A 22,943-nucleotide genomic window follows, 5' to 3' on the forward strand; every position below is an offset into this window, starting at 1 on the left:
TAGCAAGATGACTTTTGCCATTTATCACCCGGTTACTCACAGTTTTTTCACTTCCGCGTAGTGATTGCTTTAATAACCACCAAATCGGCTATGTCAAACTTAAGTAATAAGGTATAGCAGTTAATATAAGCATAGAAAAATGTGTGGCGCGAATCTTGATGGCTATTTAAAATCGGCCCCCATGAAAACAGAGACTCCAGCCGTAAAAACAGTTGCCATTACTGCCGACGAAGCAGGGCAACGCATCGACAACTTTTTGCGCACCCAACTCAAGGGTGTGCCAAAAAGTATGATTTATCGCATTTTGCGTAAAGGCGAAGTGCGGGTGAACAAAAAACGCATTAAACCCGAGTACAAACTCGAAGATGGGGACATTGTGCGTATTCCACCTGTACGTGTCGCTGAACGTGAAGAAGAGGCCATTTCACCGAATTTGCAGAAGGTCGCGGCGCTGACCGATGTCATTTTATATGAAGATGACCACATTCTGGTGCTTAACAAACCCTCAGGTACGGCCGTGCATGGCGGGAGCGGGTTAAGCTTTGGCGTCATTGAAGGTTTACGTGCGCTGCGACCGGAAGCGCGCTTCCTTGAACTGGTACATCGTCTCGATCGGGATACCTCCGGCGTGTTGCTGGTTGCTAAAAAGCGCTCAGCCTTACGTTCATTGCATGAACAACTGCGTGAAAAAGGGATGCAGAAAGACTACCTCGCGTTGGTACGAGGCCAGTGGCAGTCACATGTGAAAAACGTGCAGGCACCGTTGTTAAAGAACATCCTGCAAAGCGGCGAGCGTATCGTGCGGGTGAATCAGGAAGGCAAACCATCGGAAACGCGTTTTAAAGTGGAAGAGCGCTACGCGTTTGCTACGCTTGTGCGCTGTAGCCCCGTGACCGGGCGCACGCACCAGATTCGCGTGCATACTCAATATGCCGGACATCCTATTGCCTTTGATGACCGCTACGGCGACCGCGAGTTCGATAAGCAACTGGCGGATACCGGGCTGAGCAGGCTCTTTTTGCACGCCGCAGCGTTGAAATTTACGCATCCGGGTACCGGTGAAGTGATGCGTATTGAAGCGCCGATGGATAAACAGTTGAAGCGCTGCCTCGAGGTATTACGCCGCAAAGCCTGACGCGCGTTGCTTATCAGGCCTGCAATCGTGTTATGCATCGTAGGCCTGATAAGACGCATCGCGTCGCCATCAGGCAGATTAATCAGGCGTTCAGCGGGTTCATCTCTTCCCGGCGCAGCATTTGACACAGCGCGATCAGCGGCAAACCGATCAAGGTATTTGGGTCACGACCTTCCAGGCGCTCAAAGAGTGCAATGCCCAATCCTTCGCTTTTAAAACTACCGGCACAATGCAGCGGACGCTCTTTGCGCACGTAATCTTCAATTTCCGTTTCGCTTAAATGACGGAAATGAACGTCAAACGGTTCAACTTCAGTTTGTAAATGTCCGGTCGCAGAATTATACAGCGCCAGTCCGGTATAAAACGTCACAATATTGCCCCGGGCTTTGAGTAGCTGCTGGCGCGCATTTTCTTCTGTTAACGGTTTGCCGGTTATTTCACCATCAAGAACACAAATTTGATCGGAGCCGATAATAAGGTGCGATGGATAGCGGTGGGCGAGAGATTGCGCTTTTTTCTGCGCCAGTCGCAAGACTAAGTGTCGCGGAGCTTCACCCGGTAACGGCGTTTCGTCAACCTCTGGTGCGGCGCATTCGAACGGGATTGCCAGTTTTTCCAGTAAAGCGCGGCGCCAGGGAGAGGTCGAAGCAAGAATAAGTTGAGGCATATTTTTTCCCTCGCATATAGCGTATTGATGAGAGCCATTTTAAACTATGGACTTCGTCCTACAAGCTGGCTGTAATGGCTTGTGTTGAGCGATTTTAAGTCGATGACCCGCAATGTGTGCGAATTATTGGCAAAAGGCAACCACAGGCTGCCTTTTTCTTTGACTATATGACGTTACAAAGTTAATATGCGCGCCCTATGCAAAAGGTAAAATTACCCCTGACTCTTGATCCGGTTCGTACGGCTCAAAAACGCCTCGATTATGAAGGTATCTATACTTCTGATCTGGTTGAGCGCGTCGCCGATTCTGTAGTCAGTGTGGACAGTGATGTGGAATGCTCCATGTCGTTCGCGATCGATAACCAGCGCCTTGCCGTCATAACCGGTGATGCAAAAGTATCGGTTACGCTCGAATGTCAGCGTTGCGGGAAACCGTTCCCACTTCATGTTCACACAACATATTGTTTTAGTCCTGTCCGTTCTGACGAGCAGGCTGAAGCACTCCCGGAAGCGTATGAGCCGATTGAGGTTAACGAATTCGGTGAAATCGATCTGCTTGCAATGGTTGAAGATGAGATTATCCTCTCCTTGCCGGTAGTTCCGGTGCATGATTCTGAACACTGTGAAGTGTCCGAGGCGGACATGGTCTTTGGCGAATTGCCTGATGAAGCGCAAAAACCAAACCCATTTGCCGTATTAGCCAGCTTAAAGCGTAAGTAATTGAGGAGTAAGGTCCATGGCCGTACAACAGAATAAACCAACCCGTTCCAAACGTGGCATGCGTCGTTCTCATGACGCTCTGACCGCAGTCACCAGCCTGTCTGTAGACAAAACTTCTGGTGAACAACACCTGCGTCACCACATCACTGCCGACGGTTTCTACCGTGGCCGTAAGGTAATCGCTAAGTAATCACGCATGACTCGATGGCTTTCCCACTACGGTGAGAAAGACAAAGAGTACACGCGTGATGAAGCTTAGTGAGGCTTTCCCCGGGTAACTGGGGAAACACCTAACCGGGCAGCGACGATACCTTGACACGTCTAACCCTGGCGTTAGATGTCATGGGGGGAGATTTTGGCCCTACCGTGACAGTGCCTGCAGCATTGCAGGCACTGAATTCTAATTCGCAACTCACACTTCTTTTAGTCGGGGATCCCGATACAATCACGCCATTACTTGCCAAAGCTGACTTCGAACAACGTTCACGTCTGCAGATTATCCCTGCTCAGTCAGTTATTGCCAGTGATGCCCGGCCCTCGCAAGCTATTCGCGCCAGTCGTGGAAGCTCAATGCGTGTTGCCCTGGAGCTCGTGAAAGAAGGTCGAGCGCAAGCCTGTGTGAGCGCCGGTAATACGGGCGCGCTAATGGGACTTGCGAAGTTATTGCTCAAACCTCTTGAGGGGATTGAGCGTCCTGCGTTGGTGACGGTTTTACCCCATCAGCAAAAGGGCAAAACGGTGGTGTTGGATTTGGGCGCCAACGTGGATTGTGATAGCACGATGTTGGTGCAATTTGCCGTCATGGGTTCCGTGCTGGCAGAAGAGGTGGTTGGCATTGCCAATCCCCGAGTTGCGTTGCTCAACATCGGCGAAGAAGAAACCAAGGGTCTCGACAGTATTCGGGATGCTTCTGCAGTGCTAAAAACAATCCCTTCTATTAATTATATCGGCTATCTTGAAGCCAATGAGTTACTGACTGGCAAAACCGATGTGTTGGTCTGTGACGGCTTTACAGGTAATGTCACATTAAAGACGATGGAAGGTGTTGTCAGAATGTTCCTTTCACTGCTGAAGTCTCAGGGTGAGGGCAAAAAACGGTCGTGGTGGCTGCTGTTATTAAAACGTTGGTTACAAAAAAGCCTGACAAGGCGATTTAGTCACCTCAACCCCGACCAGTATAATGGCGCCTGTCTGTTAGGATTGCGCGGCACGGTGATTAAGAGTCATGGTGCAGCCAATCAGCGAGCATTTGAAGTCGCGATTGAACAGGCAGTGCAGGCGGTGCAGCGACAAGTTCCTCAGCGAATTGCCGCTCGCCTGGAATCTGTATACCCAGCTGGATTCGAACTGCTGGACGGTGGCGAAAGCGCAACCTCACGAGCACACAGATAACGATGTGTTTGTGAATGCTGCCAACGTATCAGCGATTTGCTCGTGGCGGTATATAACCAAAAAGTGACTGAGCGTACATGTATACGAAGATTATTGGTACTGGCAGCTATCTGCCTGAACAAGTGCGTACTAACGCCGATTTGGAAAAAATGGTTGAGACATCTGATGAGTGGATCGTTACTCGTACAGGTATCCGTGAACGCCATATTGCAGCGCCAAATGAAACAGTTGCGACGATGGGCTTTGCCGCCGCAAACCGCGCAATTGAAATGGCGGGCATCGACAAAGAACAAATTGGTCTGATTGTGGTTGCCACCACGTCATCCACTCACGCATTTCCAAGCGCGGCATGCCAGATCCAAAGTATGCTGGGGATCAAAGGCTGTCCGGCGTTTGATGTTGCGGCCGCTTGTGCTGGTTTCACTTACGCGCTGAGCGTTGCCGACCAGTACGTTAAGTCTGGCGCAGTGAAGCATGCTCTGGTGGTTGGCTCAGATGTTCTGGCCCGTACCTGTGATCCAACCGATCGCGGAACGATCATTATTTTCGGAGATGGCGCGGGTGCGGTTGTACTGAGCGCATCTGAAGAGCCAGGCATTCTCTCCACGCATCTGCACGCGGATGGTCGCTATGGCGAACTGTTAACGCTGCCCAATGCCGATCGCGTTAACCCGGAAAACCCGATCCACCTGACGATGGCGGGTAACGAAGTCTTTAAAGTCGCGGTAACCGAGCTTGCACACATCGTTGATGAAACGCTGGAAGCGAATAATCTCGACCGTTCTGCGCTGGACTGGCTGGTGCCGCATCAGGCAAACCTGCGTATTATCAGCGCAACAGCGAAAAAGCTGGGTATGTCGATGGATAATGTTGTCGTGACGCTCGACAGACATGGCAATACCTCCGCGGCCTCCGTACCGTGCGCGCTGGATGAAGCCGTCCGCGACGGGCGTATTAAAGCTGGGCAGTTGATATTGCTTGAAGCCTTTGGGGGTGGATTCACCTGGGGCTCTGCGCTGATTCGTTTCTAGTATAAGGATTTAACCATGACGCAATTTGCATTTGTGTTCCCGGGGCAGGGTTCCCAGACCGTTGGGATGTTGTCCGAAATGGCGGCAAACTACCCAATTGTTGAAGAAACTTTTGCTGAAGCATCAGCTGCGCTGGGCTATGATCTGTGGGCGTTGACTCAGCAGGGTCCGGCCGAAGAACTGAATAAAACCTGGCAGACGCAGCCAGCGCTGTTGACCGCCTCGGTCGCGCTTTATCGCGTATGGCAGCAGCAGGGTGGCAAAACACCTGCGCTGATGGCGGGTCACAGCCTGGGCGAATACTCTGCGCTGGTATGTGCGGGTGTTATCGGTTTTGCCGATGCCGTACGTCTGGTTGAACTGCGTGGTAAATTCATGCAGGAAGCCGTGCCGGAAGGCACTGGCGGCATGTCTGCTATTATCGGTCTGGATGACGCAGCTATCGCTAAAGCGTGTGAAGAGTCTGCCGAAGGCCAGGTGGTTTCACCGGTTAACTTTAACTCACCGGGTCAGGTGGTTATTGCCGGGCACAAAGAAGCCGTAGAACGTGCCGGCGCTGCCTGTAAAGCTGCTGGCGCTAAGCGTGCTTTGCCGCTGCCGGTCAGCGTTCCTTCTCACTGCGCGCTGATGAAGCCTGCTGCTGAGAAACTGGCTGTTGAATTGCAAAAAATCACGTTTAACGCGCCGACCGTTGCGGTTGTCAACAACGTCGACGTGAAGTGCGAAACCGACGCTGACGCTATTCGCGATGCGCTGGTTCGTCAGCTGTACAGCCCGGTTCAGTGGACTAAAACCGTTGAATTTATGGCATCCCAGGGCGTTGAGCACCTGTATGAAGTTGGTCCGGGTAAAGTTCTGACCGGTTTGACGAAACGTATTGTTGACACCCTGACTGCTTCGGCACTGAATGAGCCGGCGGCACTGTCTGCGGCGCTAGAGCAATAAAAGAGGAAGACCATGAGTTTTGAAGGAAAAATCGCGCTGGTTACCGGTGCAAGCCGTGGCATTGGCCGCGCAATTGCTGAGACACTCGTTGCCCGTGGCGCGAAAGTTATCGGTACTGCCACCAGCGAAAGCGGCGCGCAGGCCATTAGTGATTACTTAGGTGCAAATGGTAAAGGTCTGATGTTGAATGTGACCGATCCGGCATCTATCGAATCTGTTCTGGAAAATATTCGCGCAGAATTTGGTGAAGTCGATATCCTGGTCAATAATGCCGGGATTACTCGTGATAACCTGTTAATGCGCATGAAAGATGACGAGTGGAACGATATCATCGAAACCAACCTGTCATCTGTTTTCCGTCTGTCAAAAGCGGTAATGCGAGCTATGATGAAAAAGCGTCATGGGCGTATTATCACTATCGGTTCTGTGGTTGGTACCATGGGAAATGCGGGTCAGGCTAACTACGCTGCGGCGAAAGCGGGTCTGATCGGCTTCAGTAAATCACTGGCGCGCGAAGTTGCGTCTCGTGGCATTACTGTAAACGTTGTTGCTCCGGGCTTTATTGAAACGGACATGACGCGTGCGCTGTCTGATGACCAGCGTGCGGGTACGCTGGCGGCAGTACCTGCGGGTCGTCTTGGCGAACCGAAAGAAATCGCCAGTGCGGTTGCATTTTTAGCTTCTGACGAAGCAAGTTACATCACAGGTGAGACTTTGCACGTCAACGGCGGGATGTACATGGTTTAACCACGATGAAAAATATTTGCGTTATTGTAGGTCTTGGCCTCAAAATAACGTAAAATCGTGGTAAGACCTGCCGGGATTTAGTTGCAAATTTTTCAACATTTTATACACTACGAAAACCATCGCGAAAGCGAGTTTTGATAGGAAATTTAAGAGTATGAGCACTATCGAAGAACGCGTTAAGAAAATTATCGGCGAACAGCTGGGCGTTAAGCAGGAAGAAGTAACCAACAATGCTTCCTTCGTTGAAGACCTGGGCGCAGATTCTCTTGACACCGTTGAGCTGGTAATGGCTCTGGAAGAAGAGTTTGATACTGAGATTCCGGACGAAGAAGCTGAGAAAATCACTACCGTTCAGGCTGCCATTGATTACATCAACGGCCACCAGGCGTAAGTGAACATCTCCAGGCGGTCATTCGACCGCCTGAGTTTTATCTTTTTATCCCACTTGAATTATTTTCCCTCCCTGGAGGACAACCGTGTCTAAGCGTCGTGTAGTTGTGACCGGACTGGGCATGTTGTCTCCTGTCGGCAATACCGTAGAGTCTACCTGGAAAGCTCTCCTTGCCGGTCAGAGTGGCATCAGCCTGATCGACCATTTCGATACTAGCGCCTATGCAACGAAATTTGCTGGCTTAGTAAAGGATTTTAACTGTGAAGACATTATCTCGCGCAAAGAACAGCGCAAGATGGATGCTTTCATTCAATATGGAATTGTCGCTGGCGTTCAGGCCATGCAGGATTCTGGCCTCGAAATTACGGAAGAGAACGCTCACCGTATTGGCGCCGCTATTGGCTCTGGTATTGGCGGTCTCGGTCTTATCGAAGAAAACCATACCTCTCTGGTAAACGGTGGACCGCGTAAGATCAGCCCGTTCTTCGTTCCGTCGACGATTGTTAACATGGTGGCAGGTCACCTGACCATCATGTACGGCCTGCAGGGCCCAAGCATCTCCATCGCGACGGCCTGTACTTCAGGCGTACATAACATCGGTCATGCCGCACGTATCATTGCATACGGCGATGCAGACGCGATGGTTGCGGGTGGTGCAGAAAAAGCCAGTACGCCGCTGGGCGTGGGTGGTTTTGGCGCAGCACGTGCGTTGTCTACGCGTAATGATAACCCGCAAGCGGCAAGCCGCCCGTGGGACAAAGATCGTGATGGCTTCGTGTTGGGCGACGGCGCAGGCATGGTGGTACTGGAAGAGTACGAGCATGCGAAAGCGCGCGGTGCAAAAATCTATGCTGAAGTCGTTGGCTTCGGTATGAGCAGCGATGCTTACCACATGACGTCGCCACCGGAAAACGGTGCAGGCGCTGCGCTGGCAATGGTCAACGCACTGCGCGATGCGGCTATCGAAGCGGGTCAGATCGGCTATGTCAACGCGCATGGTACGTCTACGCCTGCAGGCGATAAAGCTGAAACCCAGGCCGTGAAATCTGTCTTTGGCGATGCGGCAAGCCGTGTGATGGTCAGCTCCACTAAATCTATGACCGGACACCTGTTGGGTGCGGCGGGCGCGGTAGAGTCTATTTTCTCTATCCTGGCGCTGCGCGATCAGGCTATTCCACCAACCATCAACCTGGATAACCCGGATGAAGGTTGTGACCTGGACTTCGTACCTCACGAAGCGCGTCAGGTTAGTGGTCTGGAGTTCGCCCTGTGTAACTCCTTCGGCTTCGGTGGTACTAACGGCTCTTTGATCTTTAAAAAGATTTAAGTTCGTCAGGTGATGCGTTAGCATCGATAGCAATTTAAAAAGGTCCGCTTGTCGGGCCTTTTTTTATTCGGTTTTCCACCCTTGTCCTGTGTACCTCATCCTGCCAAACTAGCGGACCAGAAATAAGGAGCCACCATGTTCTTAATTAATGGCTGCGAGCAAAATATGCTGGCCGCAAGCGATCGAGCGACCCAATTTGGTGATGGCTGTTTTACCACTGCGCGCATTATTAACGGTGAAATATGCCTCTTTGCAGCGCATCTTGAACGTTTACAAAACGCTTGCCAAAAATTGCTGATCTCTTTCGAACATTGGTCAGAGCTGGAAAGTGAAATGAAAATGCTGGCGCAAGGGCACTCGCGTGGTGTGTTGAAAGTTATTGTCAGCCGTGGCAGCGGTGGCCGGGGTTACAGTGGTGCAAACTGTCGCAATGCCACACGTATTATCTCTGTTTCAGCCTGGCCCGATCATTACGATCGTTGGCGGCAAGAGGGGATTACGCTGGCGCTAAGCCCAGTGCGACTGGGGCGTAATCCGCTACTTGCCGGACTTAAACATCTGAATCGACTGGAGCAGGTGTTGATTCGCTCTCATCTTGAGCAGACGGACGCAGATGAAGCGCTGGTCCTTGACAGTGAGGGATGGGTTACGGAATGCTGTGCGGCTAATTTGTTCTGGCGTAAGGGCGATGTGGTATACACTCCCAGGCTGGATCAGGCAGGCGTGAACGGCATTATGCGACAATTCTGTATCCGGATGCTGGCACAATCGCCGTTCAGTATTGTCGAAAAGTATGCCGGGTTGGAAGAGGTTATGCAGGCCGATGAAATTGTCGTCTGTAACGCGTTAATGCCTGTTATTCCCGTGCGTGCTTGTGGCGACACATTGTTGTCTTCACGTTTGTTATTCGATTTTTTAGCCCCACTTTGTGAGCACCCGAATTAGTCATGAAAAAACTGTTACTCGTTGTCCTGTTATTGCTGGTTGTGCTGGGCATTGCCGCGGGAGTGGGAATGTGGAAAGTTCGCCATCTGGCGGACAGTAAATTATTGATTAAAGAAGAGACGATTTTTACGCTGAAAGCGGGTACGGGCCGTCTGGCTCTCGGCGAACAGCTGTATGCCGACAAGGTTCTCAATCGTCCGCGCGTGTTCCAGTGGTTGCTGCGAGTGGAACCCGAACTGTCGCATTTTAAAGCCGGAACCTACCGTTTTACGCCCGATATGACGGTGCGGGACATGCTGCAACTGCTGGAAAGCGGTAAAGAGGCGCAGTTTCCGTTACGTCTGGTTGAAGGGATGCGCCTGAGCGATTACCTCAAACAGCTGCGTGATGCCCCGTATATCAAACATACGCTGAGCGATGATAGCTACGAGACCGTTGCCGAGGCGCTGAAGCTGGAAAATCCGCAATGGGTGGAAGGCTGGTTCTGGCCAGATACCTGGATGTATACCGCCAATACAACCGACGTGGCGTTGCTAAAACGTGCGCATCAGAAGATGGTTAAAGCGGTGGATACCGTCTGGGAAGGGCGCGCTGAAGGCCTGCCTTATCAGGACAAAAATCAGCTGGTAACCATGGCCTCCATTATCGAAAAAGAGACAGCGGTAGCCAGCGAGCGCGATCAGGTGGCTTCAGTCTTTATTAACCGCTTACGGATTGGCATGCGCTTACAAACCGATCCGACGGTGATTTACGGGATGGGGACACGGTATAATGGCAAATTGTCGCGTGTGGATTTAGATACCCCAACCGCCTATAACACCTACACCATTACGGGGCTACCGCCTGGCCCGATTGCCATGCCGGGAGAGGCCTCGTTGCAGGCCGCGGCGCATCCGGCAAAAACGCCGTACCTCTATTTCGTGGCTGACGGTAAAGGTGGCCATACGTTTAATACCAATCTTGCCAGCCATAACCGGTCCGTGCAGGATTACCTGAAAGTGCTTAAGGAAAAAAATGGGCAGTAACTATATCGTCATCGAGGGCCTGGAAGGCGCCGGAAAAACCACCGCGCGTAACGTGGTTGTAGAGACACTTGAGCAACTCGGTATTCGTGACATGGTTTTCACCCGTGAACCTGGTGGAACGCAGCTCGCTGAGAAACTAAGAAGTCTGGTGCTGGACATTAAATCGGTGGGTGACGAGGTCATCACCGATAAAGCCGAAGTTCTGATGTTTTACGCCGCACGCGTACAACTGGTCGAAACCGTTATTAAACCTGCGCTGGCAAAAGGCGCATGGGTAATTGGCGACCGCCACGATTTGTCGACTCAGGCGTATCAGGGGGGCGGGCGCGGCATCGACCAAAACATGCTGGCAACCCTGCGCGATGCGGTGCTCGGTGATTTTCGCCCGGACCTGACGCTCTATCTGGACGTGACTCCGGAAGTCGGATTGAAGCGCGCACGCGCGCGCGGCGAGCTGGATCGTATTGAGCAGGAATCTTTCGATTTCTTTAATCGCACCCGCGCGCGTTATCTTGAGCTGGCGGCCAAAGATGCCAGCATTCGTACTATCGACGCGACGCAGCCGCTGGAGTCTGTGATGGCAGATATCCGCAATACCATCACCCAGTGGGTGAAGGAGCAGCGCGCATGAAATGGTATCCATGGTTACGACCGGATTTTGAAAAACTGGTAGCCAGCTATCAGGCGGGTCGTGGTCACCATGCGTTACTGATTCAGGCGTTACCCGGCATGGGCGACGATGCGCTGATTTACGCGCTCAGCCGCTATTTAATGTGCCAGCAGCCCGAAGGACATAAAAGCTGCGGACAGTGCCGGGGCTGTCAGCTGATGCAGGCGGGGACGCATCCTGACTACTACTCGCTGCTGCCGGAAAAAGGCAAAAGCACGCTGGGGGTTGATGCGGTACGCGAAGTCAGTGAGAAATTGTACGAGCATTCACGCCTGGGGGGGGCGAAAGTGGTGTGGATCCCGGATGCCGCCCAGCTAACTGACGCCGCCGCCAATGCCTTGTTAAAAACGCTGGAAGAGCCTCCGGCGCAGACCTGGTTCTTCCTCGCCAGTCGAGAGCCTGCACGTTTATTGGCCACGCTACGTAGCCGCTGTCGGTTATATCACCTTGCGCCACCGGCTGAGTCGTACGCTATTTCCTGGCTTGCCCGAGAAGTGACCGCGTCTCCAGAAGCGCTGCTTAGCGCATTACGCCTGAGCGCAGGTTCGCCTGGCGCAGCAATTACGCTGTTACAGGCTGAAAGCTGGGCGCATCGCACAGATTTTTGTGCGGCACTGGGGAACACATTAAACGCAGGCGACTGGTATATCTTGCTCGCGGCGTTAAACCACGATCAGGCTGCCGCCCGTTTACACTGGCTGGCAACGTTGTTGACGGATGCGTTGAAACGTCCATATGGGGTTTCCCATTTAACGAATCCTGATGCGCTGGACCTGATATCTTCTATCGCAGAACGGTTATCCGTCGCCCAGATACAGGCGATACTCGGTGACGTTTGTCATTGCCGTCAGCAGTTGCTGAACATTACAGGCATAAACCGTGAACTGATACTAACCGACCTTATCCTGCGTATTGAGCATTACCTGCAACCGGGCACCGTACTGCCTGTTCCCCATCTTTGAGAGAGACATTATGTTTTTAGTCGACTCACACTGCCATCTTGATGGCCTGGATTATCAATCTCTGCATAAGGACGTGGATGACGTGCTGGCGAAAGCGGCCGCACGTGATGTGAAATTCTGTCTTGCCGTTGCGACCACTCTGCCAGGATATCGCAGTATGCGCGAACTGGTCGGTGAGCGTGACAATGTGGTTTTCTCCTGCGGCGTGCATCCGTTAAATCAGGATGAAACCTATGATGTTGAAGAGCTGCGCCGCTTTGCTGCCGAAGAGGGGGTGGTGGCGATGGGAGAAACTGGTCTGGACTATTTTTATACGCCGGAAACAAAGGTGCGCCAGCAGGAATCTTTTATCCACCATATTCAGATTGGCCGCGAATTACAAAAGCCGGTCATCGTGCACACCCGCGATGCGCGAGCCGATACGCTGTCTATTCTGCGCGAAGAAAAAGTGACGGATTGTGGCGGCGTACTACACTGTTTTACAGAGGACAGAGAAACGGCGGGGAAATTGCTGGACCTCGGTTTTTATATCTCGTTTTCCGGCATCGTCACGTTCCGCAACGCAGAACAGCTCCGTGATGCCGCCCGCTATGTTCCTCTGGACCGGTTATTGGTTGAGACGGATTCTCCCTACCTTGCGCCTGTACCGCATCGTGGGAAAGAAAACCAGCCCGCCATGACTCGTGACGTTGCGGAGTACATGGCCGTAGTGAAAGGTGTTGCCGTTGAAGAACTGGCGCAGGCAACCACTGATAACTTTGCCCGCCTGTTTCACATCGACGCTTCTCGCCTACAATCAGTTCGTTAACTGACTTTTTTTAAAGCTCGTAATTAATCACCAATGCGAGTAAAGTTCACCGCCACAAAATGGGCGGTGAATAACCAGTTTGACACATTCAGAAACTCATTTTATCGGAATGTGCGGATTTTGCGGCCATCCACGACTGAATTGTGATAGCCGTCAAACAAAAACAAACTGAATTATTTTACTCTGTGTAATAAATAAAGGGTACTTAGATGCCCTGTACACGGCGAGGTTCTCCCCCCTCGCCAATGCGTGAGAACGTAGAATACACAAAGTCATTCAGGCTGCATCAAGGCGGCAAGTGAGTGAATTGCAGGAGCTTACTTGAGTAAGTGACTGGGATGATCGAGCGCAGCCAACGCTGAGGCGGTTTGAAGGATGAAGTGTATAAGCACAAATACTCAGGAGCACTCCTAATTATGTTTAAGAATGCATTTGCTAACCTGCAAAAGGTCGGTAAATCGCTGATGCTGCCGGTATCCGTACTCCCGATTGCAGGTATTCTGCTGGGCGTCGGTTCCGCTAACTTCAGCTGGCTGCCAGCCGTTGTATCGCACGTAATGGCAGAAGCAGGCGGTTCTGTTTTTGCAAACATGCCGCTGATTTTTGCTATCGGTGTTGCGTTAGGCTTCACCAACAACGACGGCGTATCTGCACTGGCATCCGTTGTTGCTTACGGCATCATGGTCAAAACCATGGCTGTTGTTGCGCCGCTGGTTCTGCATTTACCTGCTGAAGAGATCGCCGCTAAACACCTTGCTGATACGGGTGTTCTCGGGGGGATTATCTCCGGTGCGATTGCAGCGTATATGTTCAACCGCTTCTACCGTATCAAATTGCCTGAGTATCTGGGCTTCTTTGCGGGTAAGCGCTTCGTTCCTATTATTTCTGGTCTGGCCGCCATCTTCACGGGTGTGGTTCTGTCCTTCATTTGGCCACCAATCGGTACTGCTATTCAGACGTTCTCCCAGTGGGCTGCATACCAGAACCCGGTCGTGGCGTTCGGTATCTATGGCTTCATTGAACGCTGCCTGGTGCCGTTTGGTCTGCACCATATCTGGAACGTTCCATTCCAGATGCAGATCGGTGAATACACCAACGCTGCAGGTCAGGTTTTCCACGGCGACATCCCTCGCTATATGGCGGGTGACCCGACTGCAGGCAAACTGTCCGGTGGCTTCCTGTTCAAAATGTACGGTCTGCCGGCTGCTGCTATCGCTATCTGGCATTCTGCAAAACCAGAAAACCGCGCGAAAGTGGGCGGTATCATGATCTCCGCGGCGCTGACCTCGTTCCTGACCGGTATTACCGAGCCGATCGAGTTCTCCTTCATGTTCGTGGCGCCGATCCTGTACATCATCCACGCGATTCTGGCTGGTCTGGCATTCCCGATCTGTATCCTGCTGGGTATGCGTGACGGTACGTCGTTCTCCCACGGTCTGATCGACTTTATCGTTCTGTCCGGCAACAGCAGCAAACTGTGGCTGTTCCCGATTGTCGGTATCGGTTATGCGATCGTGTACTACACCATCTTCCGTGTGCTGATCAAAGCGCTGGACCTGAAAACGCCGGGTCGTGAAGATGCTACCGAAGACAGCAAAGCAGGCGCATCCGGTGAAATGGCTCCGGCTCTGGTTGCAGCATTCGGCGGTAAAGAAAACATCACTAACCTCGACGCGTGCATCACTCGTCTGCGCGTCAGCGTGGCTGACGTTGCCAAAGTGGATCAGGCTGGCCTGAAGAAACTGGGTGCGGCGGGCGTTGTGGTAGCTGGTTCCGGTGTTCAGGCTATCTTCGGGACGAAGTCCGATAACCTGAAAACTGAAATGGATGAGTACATCCGTAACAGCTAAGCAGTAAGAAGTTGGGGAGAACTAAGGCAGCCTGCGGGCTGCCTTTTTTATTGTATTAATTAGCCTGAACGCGAATCGGCGCGGTAGCGGCGAACAGCCACGGACGTGCCTCTGCGTTCACGCGAGGGGATAACGACTCTCTGACCTGCTGGTGATAATCATCAATCCACTGCTTCTCTGCATCGCTGAGCAGATGCCGTTCAACCAGATTCAAATCAATCGGCACCAGCGTCAACGTTGAGAAACGACAGAAACCAGGACGACTGTTGATAATCTCCACCTGATTCTCAATACGGATCCCATATTGCCCGGCCAGATAATAACCCGGTTCGATGGTAATGATATTGCCTGTTACCAAAGGCCAGGGGTTTACTTTTTTGGCGATGCGATGGGGCTGCTCATGAATAAGTAGCTGATGGCCGACCCCGTGTCCTGTTCCATGATCAAAATCCAGACCTAAATCCCACAACGCCCGACGACTAAAGGCATCCAGTTGATGTCCCTGAGTACCGCTGGGGAACTGCAGCGAGATAAGCGACAAAAAGCCTTTCAACACGGCGGTGTAATGCAGACGACGCTGCGGATCCTGTGGACCAAACGCGAGGGTGCGCGTCGTATCCGTCGTACCATTATGGTACTGGCCGCCGGAATCATTCAGGTACATGGCCTGAGAGGTAATTGGCGTATTGGTTTTTTCACTGGAGTGGTAATGGCACATTGCGGCATTGCTGGCAGAGGCTGAAATCGTGCTGAAACTTTGCTCGATAAATCCCAGCTGCTGCTGGCGAAATTCCAGTTGCTTTGCCTGCGCTTCCAGTTCGGTGACCGGATTGCCTGCAGCTTCGCGCAAGGGGACTTCATGCGTAAGCCAGGCGAGGAAGTTAACCCAGGCAGCGCCATCCTGTTCATGGCATTCCCGATAGCCTGCCAGTTCCACGTCATTTTTGTGCGCTTTCATCAGGGTGATGGGGTCAGGAGCCCACAAGACGTTGCCGCCGTGTTCTTCAATGGCAAAACGCAACGCAACCGGGGCGTAGTCTCTATCGACCAGGAAGCGCTTACCCTTAGCCAACTGCTGGCAGCGCGCCAGGAAACTCTCTTGCGGGGCCAGCGTAAGCGTATTCAGCAGCGATGCGGGGAGCTGTTGCGTTTTGTTGCTATCCACAAACCATTCCAGCTCACCGCTGCGATGGAGCAGGGCAAACGAAAACGGCACTGGCACCATGGCCAGATCCGAACCGCGTACATTCAACAGCCAGGCAATGTTATCCGGCAGGGTGATCGCCAGGACGTCGGCCTGGTGTTGAATGAGTTGCTCCACGACGCGGGCACGCTTTTGCGTACTGCTTTCCCCGCTGATTTCAATGGGCATTTCACGAATGATTCCACAGGGTGCCGCCGGGCGGTCGAGCCACACCTGGTCAAAAGGATCCTGTGCAAGAGGCACCAACTCGCAATGCGTTGCTGAAAGCGCTTCAAACTGGCTGTTGACCATCAGCAGCGGTTCAAAGCCGATACGCGCGCCCGCTGTAACGTGAGACTGCAAATAGTCAGCCAGCGGTTCATCGTGTAAATGATGAATTTCAAAATCATCCAGCGAGACTTCATTGCGCACCTGGACCTGATAACGTCCATCGACAAACATTAATGCGCGGTCTTGCAGGACCAGCGCGAGTCCCGCAGAGCCGCTAAAACCGGTCAGCCAGGCCAGCTTATTGTCATGCGGCGTACAATCTTCGCTTTGATGAGCGTCGGCGCGCGGGACAATCATGCCATCCAGCCCCTGCGCTATCAGCAGGTTACGCAGGGCGGAAAGAGGAGTTGAGTTGTGCATAGTTACCTTCAGGCCTTAACGGAACGGCGGTTCGTTGAACGTACGTAATTTACGGGAGTGCAGTCGGTCGCCTTCAGCACGCAGACGATCGATAGCCCGGATACCTATTTGCAGGTGCTCGGAAATGGCGCCTTCATAAAAACGGTTGGCCTGACCAGGCAGTTTGATCTCGCCATGGAGCGGTTTATCGGAAACGCACAGCAGCGTGCCGTAAGGAACGCGGAAGCGGTAGCCCTGGGCGGCGATGGTGGCGCTTTCCATATCGATAGCCACCGCGCGGCTGAGGTTGAAACGCAGCGCAGAAGCGGAATAGCGTAGCTCCCAGTTACGATCGTCAGTGGTGACGACGGTACCGGTACGCAGGCGCTGTTTAACCTCTTCGCCAGGCATGCCGCTGACTTCTTTGGTGGCGTCATACAGTGCGCGCTGTACTTCCGCAATGCTCGGAATTGGGATATCCGGCGGTAGAACTGCATCCAGCACGTGATCGTCACGCAGATAAGCGTGGGCCAGAACATAGTCGCCAATCGCCTGGCTTTCACGCAGCCCGCCACAGTGCCCAATCATCAGCCAGACGTCAGGGCGCAGTACGGCCAGATGATCGCAAATGGTTTTGGCGTTAGACGGGCCAACGCCAATATTGACCAGCGTGATCCCCTGACCGTCGGCGGTGATTAAATGCCAGGCAGGCATCTGGTGTTTCTTCCAGGCGAGGTCGGAGATGGCTTCTTCCGGAGCTTCAGTTTCTGCGGTGATCCAGATCCCGCCCGCGCATGACAGCGCGATATACGGACTGTCCGGGTCGAGGATCTGGCTGCAGCCCCAGCGCACGAACTCATCGACGTAGCGGGTGTAGTTGGTGAACAGCACAAAAGGCTGAAAATGTTCAACCGGTGTTCCTGTGTAGTGACGCAGTCGTGCCAGCGAAAAATCTACGCGTCGGGCGTCGAAGTGTGACAACGGGGAGAATTCCGCCGGATGAAAAATCCCATCTGCCGTTTCGTCACCAATCTGGGACAATTCTGTAGTGGGAAAATGGCGCGTTAATCCGGCGCTCATCGAGCGGTCAAGCGTCAGTTCAGAACCGTCAATGACGTATGGATAGGGAATTTCATGCAGCGATGGTTCGACGGAGATATGCGCATCATAATCCTGATACAGCAGCGTGAGCTGTTCCTCAAGATATGGACGAAAAAGCGACGGACGGGTAATCGTTGTGGTGTAGCTGCCCGCGTGGGTAAAACGGCCATAGGCGCGGGTTTTCGGGGGATTTGTGGCGCTGCCGTCCCAGGTGACACAAAGCGACGGGTAAACAAAAAGACCATTATGGCGGGCTGTTACGTCAGGGAGTATCCCTGTTTCAATATACTTACCAATGGCGCTTCGCAGTGCTTTAACCGACTGCTCGTACAGCGCGTCCAGTTTATCCAGTGCCTGAGCCGGTGTCAGGCTGGAGCCCTTATTGATCATGTCTGTCTCCTTGTTCCACAGATGTACTGCACTCCCGATAGTATGTCACAGGAATATGAAACAAAAGTCAGACGTTGAGGAAGATTGTGCGAAGGCCGGACGACCTTCGCACCATGGCTTAACCGTGCTGCTTATCCCGCATCAGCAATGCGGTGGCGGCAGAAATAAGACAACCAGCCATCAGATAAATGGCCACGCTATGCCAGTCTCCGCCCGAAAATGTCACCAGTGCCGCAGCAATGAAGGGCGTAAAACCGCCGCCAACCACGCTTGCTACCTGATAGCCAACGCCTGCGCCGCTGTAGCGGTAGCTTGCGCCAAACAAACCGGTAAACATAGGCTGCTGCACGCAGACCACCATATCGTGCGCGATGTTGGCTAACATAATCGCGAAGAACACGATCCAGAAAATAGACTGTGCTTCCAGCGCCATAAAGAACGGGAAGGCGCTCAGCGTACCGACCAGTGCGCCGGTAATGTAGACGCGCCGACGACCAAAGCGGTCCGCGAGCCAGGCAAAGCAGGGGATAGTCAGACAGCTCAGTCCACCCACTAACAAGCCAATATTCAGAAACAGCTCGCGGGGCAGACCCAGGTTCTGCGTGGAGTAATTAAGTGCAAACGCGGTGACGATATACATCGTCAGCAATTCACATAAGCGCAGAGCGATAATTTTTAAAAATGCGCCCGGATGACGGATTAACGCCTCGACTACCGGTAGCCGCTTTTTCTCTGGCTGCGGTGCCTGCTGCTGCTGTTCAAATTCGGCAGATTCATCCATACGGTTACGCATCCACAATGCCCCCAAAACCAGCACGATGCTGAACAGGAACGGAATACGCCAGCCCCAGCTCAGGAACTGCTCATCGGTGGTTTGCGAGCTAATCAGCGAGACCAGACCGGTAGAGAGCAGCAGTCCGACGCCGTAACCTACCTGAACGCCACTGCTGTAGAAGGCTTTTTTGTTTTTCGGCGCGCTTTCGACTGAGAGTAACGCCGCGCCGCCCCATTCACCGCCAACGGCGAATCCCTGAATAGCACGCAGCGTTACCAGCAGCACAGGGGCCCACCAGCCAATGGTGTCAAAGGAAGGAATAATCCCTATCAGCGCAGTAGCAATCCCCATCATCCAGACGGTGAGCATCAGCATACGTTTACGGCCCAGGCGATCGCCGAAGTGGCCGAAGATCACCCCGCCTAGTGGGCGGAACAAAAATCCGACGCCAAAGGTGGCGAATGCGGCAAGCGTTCCCATCGCTGGGCTGACCTGCGGGAAGAACTCGCGATTAAAGACCAGCGCGGCGGTGATGCCATAAAGCAGAAAATCATACCAGTCGACCACGGCGCCAGCGAAGCTACCAAGCGCAGCGCGTCGGGCACGATGAAGCGAAGAGGCGTCCTGTTGGGGACCCGTGGAGGTGAGGGTGGAATCCATAGTTATCCTGTCTGTACTGTCTTTTAGTTATTAGTATTTAGGTTGGGTTGCACACATTGCAGTCGATATATTAACGACCGTTATGAGATTACCGCGACAGATGCGATGAGAAAACGATTATCTCTCTCAACATGGGACAAGATGAAAAATAAGACGAATGAAAAACAGTAATGCAGAAAAGCAAAAAGCCCGCTAAAAAGCGGGCTTTTCTAAATATGGCTCCTCTGACTGGACTCGAACCAGTGACATACGGATTAACAGTCCGCCGTTCTACCGACTGAACTACAGAGGAATCGTTTGAACGAGGCGCATATTAGCGAGGGTGATGAGGCTTGTCAAAGGGGGAAATACATTTGTGCGTTCGTTTGCTGACAAAATCAGCAAAGCGGCGATCTTTCCATCTTTTTAAGCTTTTGCCCCATTCTGGTGCGCGCCTACCTCTTCCAGGGCAATCAAAGTAAGCCATACAGATGTAAATAATGTTCTTTGTGCACCTTTGCTCCAGACTTTACGCGGTTTTAGCCGTAAAACACGGCATATGACGAAACTGGCAAGCATCTTGCAATCCTGAATTCAATGACTGCCAGCACGGGTTCTGGTATTCCGACAGGAGGCAAAATGAACTTCAGACGACTGAAATATTTCGTGAAAATCGTCGATATTGGTAGCCTGACCCAGGCAGCGGAAGTGTTGCACATTGCGCAACCTGCGCTAAGCCAGCAGGTCGCCACGCTGGAAGGCGAGCTTGATCAGCAATTGCTGATTCGCACCAAGCGTGGCGTCACGCCGACGGAAGCGGGGAAAGTGTTGTATACCCATGCCCGGACCATTTTGCGTCAGTGCGAACAGGCGCAGCTTGCGGTTAATAATGTGGGCCAGACTCTTGGGGGACAGGTCTCTATTGGCCTTGCGCCAGGTACGGCGGCGTCATCCATCACTATGCCGTTATTACAGACAGTACGTGCAGAACTGCCAGATGTACTGGTCTATTTGCATGAAAACAGTGGGGCGGTGCTGAATGACAAGCTGCTCAGCGGGCAATTAGATATGGCGGTACTCTATGAGCGTTCACCCGTGGCGGGTATCAGCAGCCAGCCGTTGCTAAAAGAGGATCTTTACCTGGTCGGCACGCGTGAGTGTCCGGGGCAAAGCGTCGATCTGGCCACAGTGGCGCAGATGAATCTGTTTTTACCACGGGATTACAGCGCAGTTCGTCTGCGTGTGGATGAAGCTTTCTCGCTACGTCGCTTAACCGCTAAAGTCATTGGCGAAATTGAGTCTATTGCCACCTTAACGGCTGCTATTGCCAGCGGTATGGGCGTTACGGTATTGCCTGAGTCGGCGGCTCGTTCATTATGCAATGCTGCAAACGGCTGGATGGCGCGGATAACAACCCCATCGATGAATCTGCCATTATCATTGAACGTCTCGGCCAGAGGGAGCTTATCGCCTCAGGCACAGGCCGTGAAGGAAATCCTGTTATCGCTGGTTAGCCGCCCTGCGCTGGAAAACCGTGAGCTGCAGCTGGTCAGCTAAACCTTATTCCCGCGAGGAATAAGATGCAGGTTTTTATTATTTGTTATGCCGGGCGTCAGACTTTAACAATAGCGTAATGTCTGATGTGCCCGGAGCGAAAAGTGAATTTCCAGCAACTTAAAATAATCCGCGAGGCGGCCCGTCAGGATTACAACCTGACGGAGGTCGCGAATATACTGTACACCTCCCAGTCTGGCGTCAGCCGACACATTCGTGAACTTGAAGATGAACTGGGTATCGAGATATTTATCCGTCGCGGTAAACGCCTGCTGGGCATGACCGAACCGGGTAAAGCCTTACTGGTTATTGCTGAACGTATTTTGAATGAGGCCAGCAACGTTCGCCGACTGGCGGATCTGTTTACCAATGACACGTCCGGTGTACTGACGATCGCTACCACGCATACCCAGGCGCGTTATAGCCTGCCAGCAGTAATTAAAGCCTTTCGTGAGCTGTTCCCTGAGGTGCGACTCGAACTGATCCAGGGCACGCCGCAGGAAATCGACGTGCTGCTGCAAAATGGCGGGGCAGATATCGGGATCGCCAGTGAGCGACTCAGCAGCGATCCACTGCTGGTGGCTTTTCCCTGGTTTCGTTGGCATCACAGCCTGCTCGTGCCATATGATCATCCCTTAGCGAAGACTTCTCCACTTACGCTGGAATCCATCTCACACTGGCCGTTGATTACCTATCGTCAGGGGATCACGGGACGTTCCCGTATCGATGAGGCGTTTGCGCGTAAAGGGTTAGTGCCGGATATTATCCTCAGTGCCCAGGATTCGGATGTGATTAAAACCTATGTGTCGCTGGGTTTGGGGATTGGACTGGTGGCAGAACAATCCAGTGGCGAGCAGGAGGAGGGGAGTTTGACCCGTCTGGATACCCGGCACTTATTTGATGCAAACACGGTCTGGCTGGGCCTGAAACGCGGGCAACTGCAGCGCAACTACGTCTGGCGATTTATCGAGCTATGCAACGCAGGGTTATCCGTCGATGAAATCAAACGCCAGGCGATGGAACCGGATGACACCGTGATTGACTATCAAATTTAAGGATAACGTTATATCTATCTCATGAATTGATAAACCAATGGCTCAGGTTATAAGTGCGGTTTTGTTATGGTGATTTTCGGCTGTAACATATCGCGCTTTAACAAGACTCTAACGCATTGTTTAACCTGAGCCCCAGAATTATTGTCATTCAGTTTTTGATTTGGAATATAACAGACTGAGCTGTTCGGGAAGGCTGATGACTTCTGTTAAAATACCACGTGAAAGATGGATGTAGCCTTCGGTTTTGAGTATTGCCAGGATCCGCATTATACCGCTGCGCGAGAGAAATGAGTGATTCATGATATAATTGGCAGCGGTAATATTGTTCCTGATGGACTCAGGCTCATCTATTAACTCAAGAAGGTGAATGCGTATAATCTCATAGGAAGATAGTTGTGATACTGCCAGACAATGAGAGTAGACTTTAGCCGCAGAATAATCTTGCAGTGCAGCAAATGACTTCCAGAGGTTTAATCTGTCGACTATTTCGTATAATTCAGTCTGTGGAATAAGCAGCAGTGTCGATGTTTCTTTTGCTTTGGCATAAAGATGGCGTGAATAGGATAACTGAATGTTAGCGCCAAAGATAAATGGTGCATTTTCTGAGTTGAGCACCATTCCGTCACTGATTCTACAAAGAGATATACTGCCCTTAAGTAAAATTACGCAATGCCGCTCATTGTTTTGAGTCAGGCTAATGTGTCGTCTTTTAATGATACTAATTGTGTTACCACGGTGACCAATTGTTTGAAGTAAAATCTCTATATCTTTCGTGGGTTTAACTAATTTTATTAATACGTCATCCTTGACGCGATTTCTGCTGTTCATAGGTTTTCCCTTTTTAAAATAATGCTGTGACGTAGTGTTGTATTAAATGTATGAAACGTGATTTTAAAAATAAGTCCAAAGATAGACAAATTTAATCTTGCAAGATGTTTTTCGATATACTAAATTTCATCCGGGTAATGCACGCGGTTTAAATAGGATGAGTTAATGTAACGC

22 protein-coding genes and 1 tRNA gene are annotated in these 22,943 nt (G+C 52.1%); 17 read left to right on the forward strand and 6 right to left on the reverse strand.

Translation table 11 applies throughout. The features are described 5' to 3' along the window. Nucleotides 1-181 precede the first annotated feature (181 nt). Nucleotides 182-1,135 carry a 23S rRNA pseudouridine(955/2504/2580) synthase RluC gene (gene rluC / locus OGV94_RS23700; protein ID WP_167394270.1) on the forward strand — a complete coding sequence of 318 codons (954 nt, stop codon included), beginning with the start codon at nucleotides 182-184 and terminating at the stop codon, nucleotides 1,133-1,135. A gap of 82 nt (nucleotides 1,136-1,217) precedes the next feature. Here the strand turns inward: rluC and OGV94_RS23705 are convergent, their stop codons facing one another. After that, nucleotides 1,218-1,802: a Maf family protein gene (locus OGV94_RS23705; protein ID WP_043015921.1), complete on the reverse strand. Its 585-nt coding sequence runs from the start codon at nucleotides 1,800-1,802 to the stop codon at nucleotides 1,218-1,220. Nucleotides 1,803-1,999: 197 nt separating this feature from the next. Here OGV94_RS23705 and yceD point away from each other — a divergent pair, with 197 nt between their 5' ends. From yceD to ptsG, 14 genes are all read left to right on the forward strand, one after another. Further along, the gene (yceD, locus tag OGV94_RS23710; protein WP_003036239.1) at nucleotides 2,000-2,521 is read left to right on the forward strand and encodes a 23S rRNA accumulation protein YceD; all 522 of its coding nucleotides are present in this window, start codon (nucleotides 2,000-2,002) and stop codon (nucleotides 2,519-2,521) included. 16 nt (nucleotides 2,522-2,537) lie between these two features. Next, nucleotides 2,538-2,711 (forward strand): 50S ribosomal protein L32, encoded by a 174-nt coding sequence (gene rpmF, locus OGV94_RS23715; protein WP_003036242.1) that lies wholly within the window; start codon nucleotides 2,538-2,540, stop codon nucleotides 2,709-2,711. A gap of 122 nt (nucleotides 2,712-2,833) precedes the next feature. Further along, entirely contained in the window at nucleotides 2,834-3,913 is a 1,080-nt protein-coding gene (gene plsX, locus OGV94_RS23720; RefSeq protein ID WP_072033327.1) for a phosphate acyltransferase PlsX, read from the forward strand. Nucleotides 3,914-3,990: 77 nt separating this feature from the next. Then, nucleotides 3,991-4,944 carry a beta-ketoacyl-ACP synthase III gene (fabH, locus tag OGV94_RS23725; RefSeq protein WP_016152639.1) on the forward strand — a complete coding sequence of 318 codons (954 nt, stop codon included), beginning with the start codon at nucleotides 3,991-3,993 and terminating at the stop codon, nucleotides 4,942-4,944. Nucleotides 4,945-4,959: 15 nt separating this feature from the next. After that, entirely contained in the window at nucleotides 4,960-5,889 is a 930-nt protein-coding gene (gene fabD, locus OGV94_RS23730) for an ACP S-malonyltransferase (RefSeq protein ID WP_043015923.1), read from the forward strand. Nucleotides 5,890-5,901: 12 nt separating this feature from the next. Beyond that, a complete protein-coding gene (gene fabG, locus OGV94_RS23735; RefSeq protein ID WP_016149936.1) occupies nucleotides 5,902-6,636 on the forward strand; it encodes a 3-oxoacyl-ACP reductase FabG in 735 nt (244 codons plus the stop codon). A 154-nt stretch (nucleotides 6,637-6,790) separates the two neighbouring features. After that, nucleotides 6,791-7,027: an acyl carrier protein gene (gene acpP / locus OGV94_RS23740; RefSeq protein ID WP_000103754.1), complete on the forward strand. Its 237-nt coding sequence runs from the start codon at nucleotides 6,791-6,793 to the stop codon at nucleotides 7,025-7,027. Between the two features lie 85 nt (nucleotides 7,028-7,112). Next, nucleotides 7,113-8,354 carry a beta-ketoacyl-ACP synthase II gene (fabF, locus tag OGV94_RS23745; RefSeq protein WP_043015924.1) on the forward strand — a complete coding sequence of 414 codons (1,242 nt, stop codon included), beginning with the start codon at nucleotides 7,113-7,115 and terminating at the stop codon, nucleotides 8,352-8,354. Nucleotides 8,355-8,489: 135 nt separating this feature from the next. Next, complete coding sequence (pabC, locus tag OGV94_RS23750) at nucleotides 8,490-9,299, forward strand: aminodeoxychorismate lyase (RefSeq protein WP_075146321.1); 810 nt, start codon at nucleotides 8,490-8,492, stop codon at nucleotides 9,297-9,299. Between the two features lie 2 nt (nucleotides 9,300-9,301). Next, complete coding sequence (gene yceG, locus OGV94_RS23755) at nucleotides 9,302-10,324, forward strand: cell division protein YceG (RefSeq protein WP_043015926.1); 1,023 nt, start codon at nucleotides 9,302-9,304, stop codon at nucleotides 10,322-10,324. Then, a complete protein-coding gene (tmk, locus tag OGV94_RS23760; protein WP_043015927.1) occupies nucleotides 10,314-10,955 on the forward strand; it encodes a dTMP kinase in 642 nt (213 codons plus the stop codon). Before yceG ends, tmk begins: the two co-directional genes overlap by 11 nt. Further along, a complete protein-coding gene (holB, locus tag OGV94_RS23765) occupies nucleotides 10,952-11,956 on the forward strand; it encodes a DNA polymerase III subunit delta' (protein WP_087050403.1) in 1,005 nt (334 codons plus the stop codon). Before tmk ends, holB begins: the two co-directional genes overlap by 4 nt. A gap of 10 nt (nucleotides 11,957-11,966) precedes the next feature. Beyond that, nucleotides 11,967-12,764: a metal-dependent hydrolase gene (locus OGV94_RS23770; RefSeq protein WP_003036276.1), complete on the forward strand. Its 798-nt coding sequence runs from the start codon at nucleotides 11,967-11,969 to the stop codon at nucleotides 12,762-12,764. A 416-nt stretch (nucleotides 12,765-13,180) separates the two neighbouring features. Continuing rightward, a complete protein-coding gene (gene ptsG / locus OGV94_RS23775; protein ID WP_003036277.1) occupies nucleotides 13,181-14,614 on the forward strand; it encodes a PTS glucose transporter subunit IIBC in 1,434 nt (477 codons plus the stop codon). A 55-nt stretch (nucleotides 14,615-14,669) separates the two neighbouring features. Here ptsG and OGV94_RS23780 read toward each other — a convergent pair whose 3' ends face one another. From OGV94_RS23780 to OGV94_RS23795, 4 genes are all read right to left on the reverse strand, one after another. Continuing rightward, the gene (locus tag OGV94_RS23780; RefSeq protein ID WP_043015930.1) at nucleotides 14,670-16,448 is read right to left on the reverse strand and encodes an aminopeptidase P family protein; all 1,779 of its coding nucleotides are present in this window, start codon (nucleotides 16,446-16,448) and stop codon (nucleotides 14,670-14,672) included. A 15-nt stretch (nucleotides 16,449-16,463) separates the two neighbouring features. Continuing rightward, the gene (locus OGV94_RS23785; RefSeq protein WP_043015931.1) at nucleotides 16,464-17,918 is read right to left on the reverse strand and encodes an AMP nucleosidase; all 1,455 of its coding nucleotides are present in this window, start codon (nucleotides 17,916-17,918) and stop codon (nucleotides 16,464-16,466) included. 118 nt (nucleotides 17,919-18,036) lie between these two features. Beyond that, entirely contained in the window at nucleotides 18,037-19,353 is a 1,317-nt protein-coding gene (gene shiA / locus OGV94_RS23790; RefSeq protein WP_043015932.1) for a shikimate transporter, read from the reverse strand. A 216-nt stretch (nucleotides 19,354-19,569) separates the two neighbouring features. Beyond that, a tRNA-Asn gene (locus OGV94_RS23795) sits at nucleotides 19,570-19,645 on the reverse strand. A 326-nt stretch (nucleotides 19,646-19,971) separates the two neighbouring features. On the opposite strand from OGV94_RS23795, the gene nac reads away from it, so the two are divergent. Both nac and cbl read left to right on the forward strand, forming a co-directional pair. Further along, complete coding sequence (nac, locus tag OGV94_RS23800; RefSeq protein WP_087051065.1) at nucleotides 19,972-20,889, forward strand: nitrogen assimilation transcriptional regulator NAC; 918 nt, start codon at nucleotides 19,972-19,974, stop codon at nucleotides 20,887-20,889. A 101-nt stretch (nucleotides 20,890-20,990) separates the two neighbouring features. Beyond that, on the forward strand, nucleotides 20,991-21,941 hold the full coding sequence (cbl, locus tag OGV94_RS23805; protein ID WP_043015934.1) for an HTH-type transcriptional regulator Cbl: 951 nt from the start codon (nucleotides 20,991-20,993) through the stop codon (nucleotides 21,939-21,941). Between the two features lie 144 nt (nucleotides 21,942-22,085). Here cbl and OGV94_RS23810 read toward each other — a convergent pair whose 3' ends face one another. Further along, nucleotides 22,086-22,769, reverse strand: coding sequence for a helix-turn-helix domain-containing protein (locus OGV94_RS23810; protein WP_286524566.1), 684 nt, complete (start codon nucleotides 22,767-22,769; stop codon nucleotides 22,086-22,088). Nucleotides 22,770-22,943 lie beyond the last annotated feature (174 nt).

This window comes from Citrobacter sp. Ce006, from assembly GCF_030336535.1.
GTDB lineage: Bacteria > Pseudomonadota > Gammaproteobacteria > Enterobacterales > Enterobacteriaceae > Citrobacter > Citrobacter europaeus.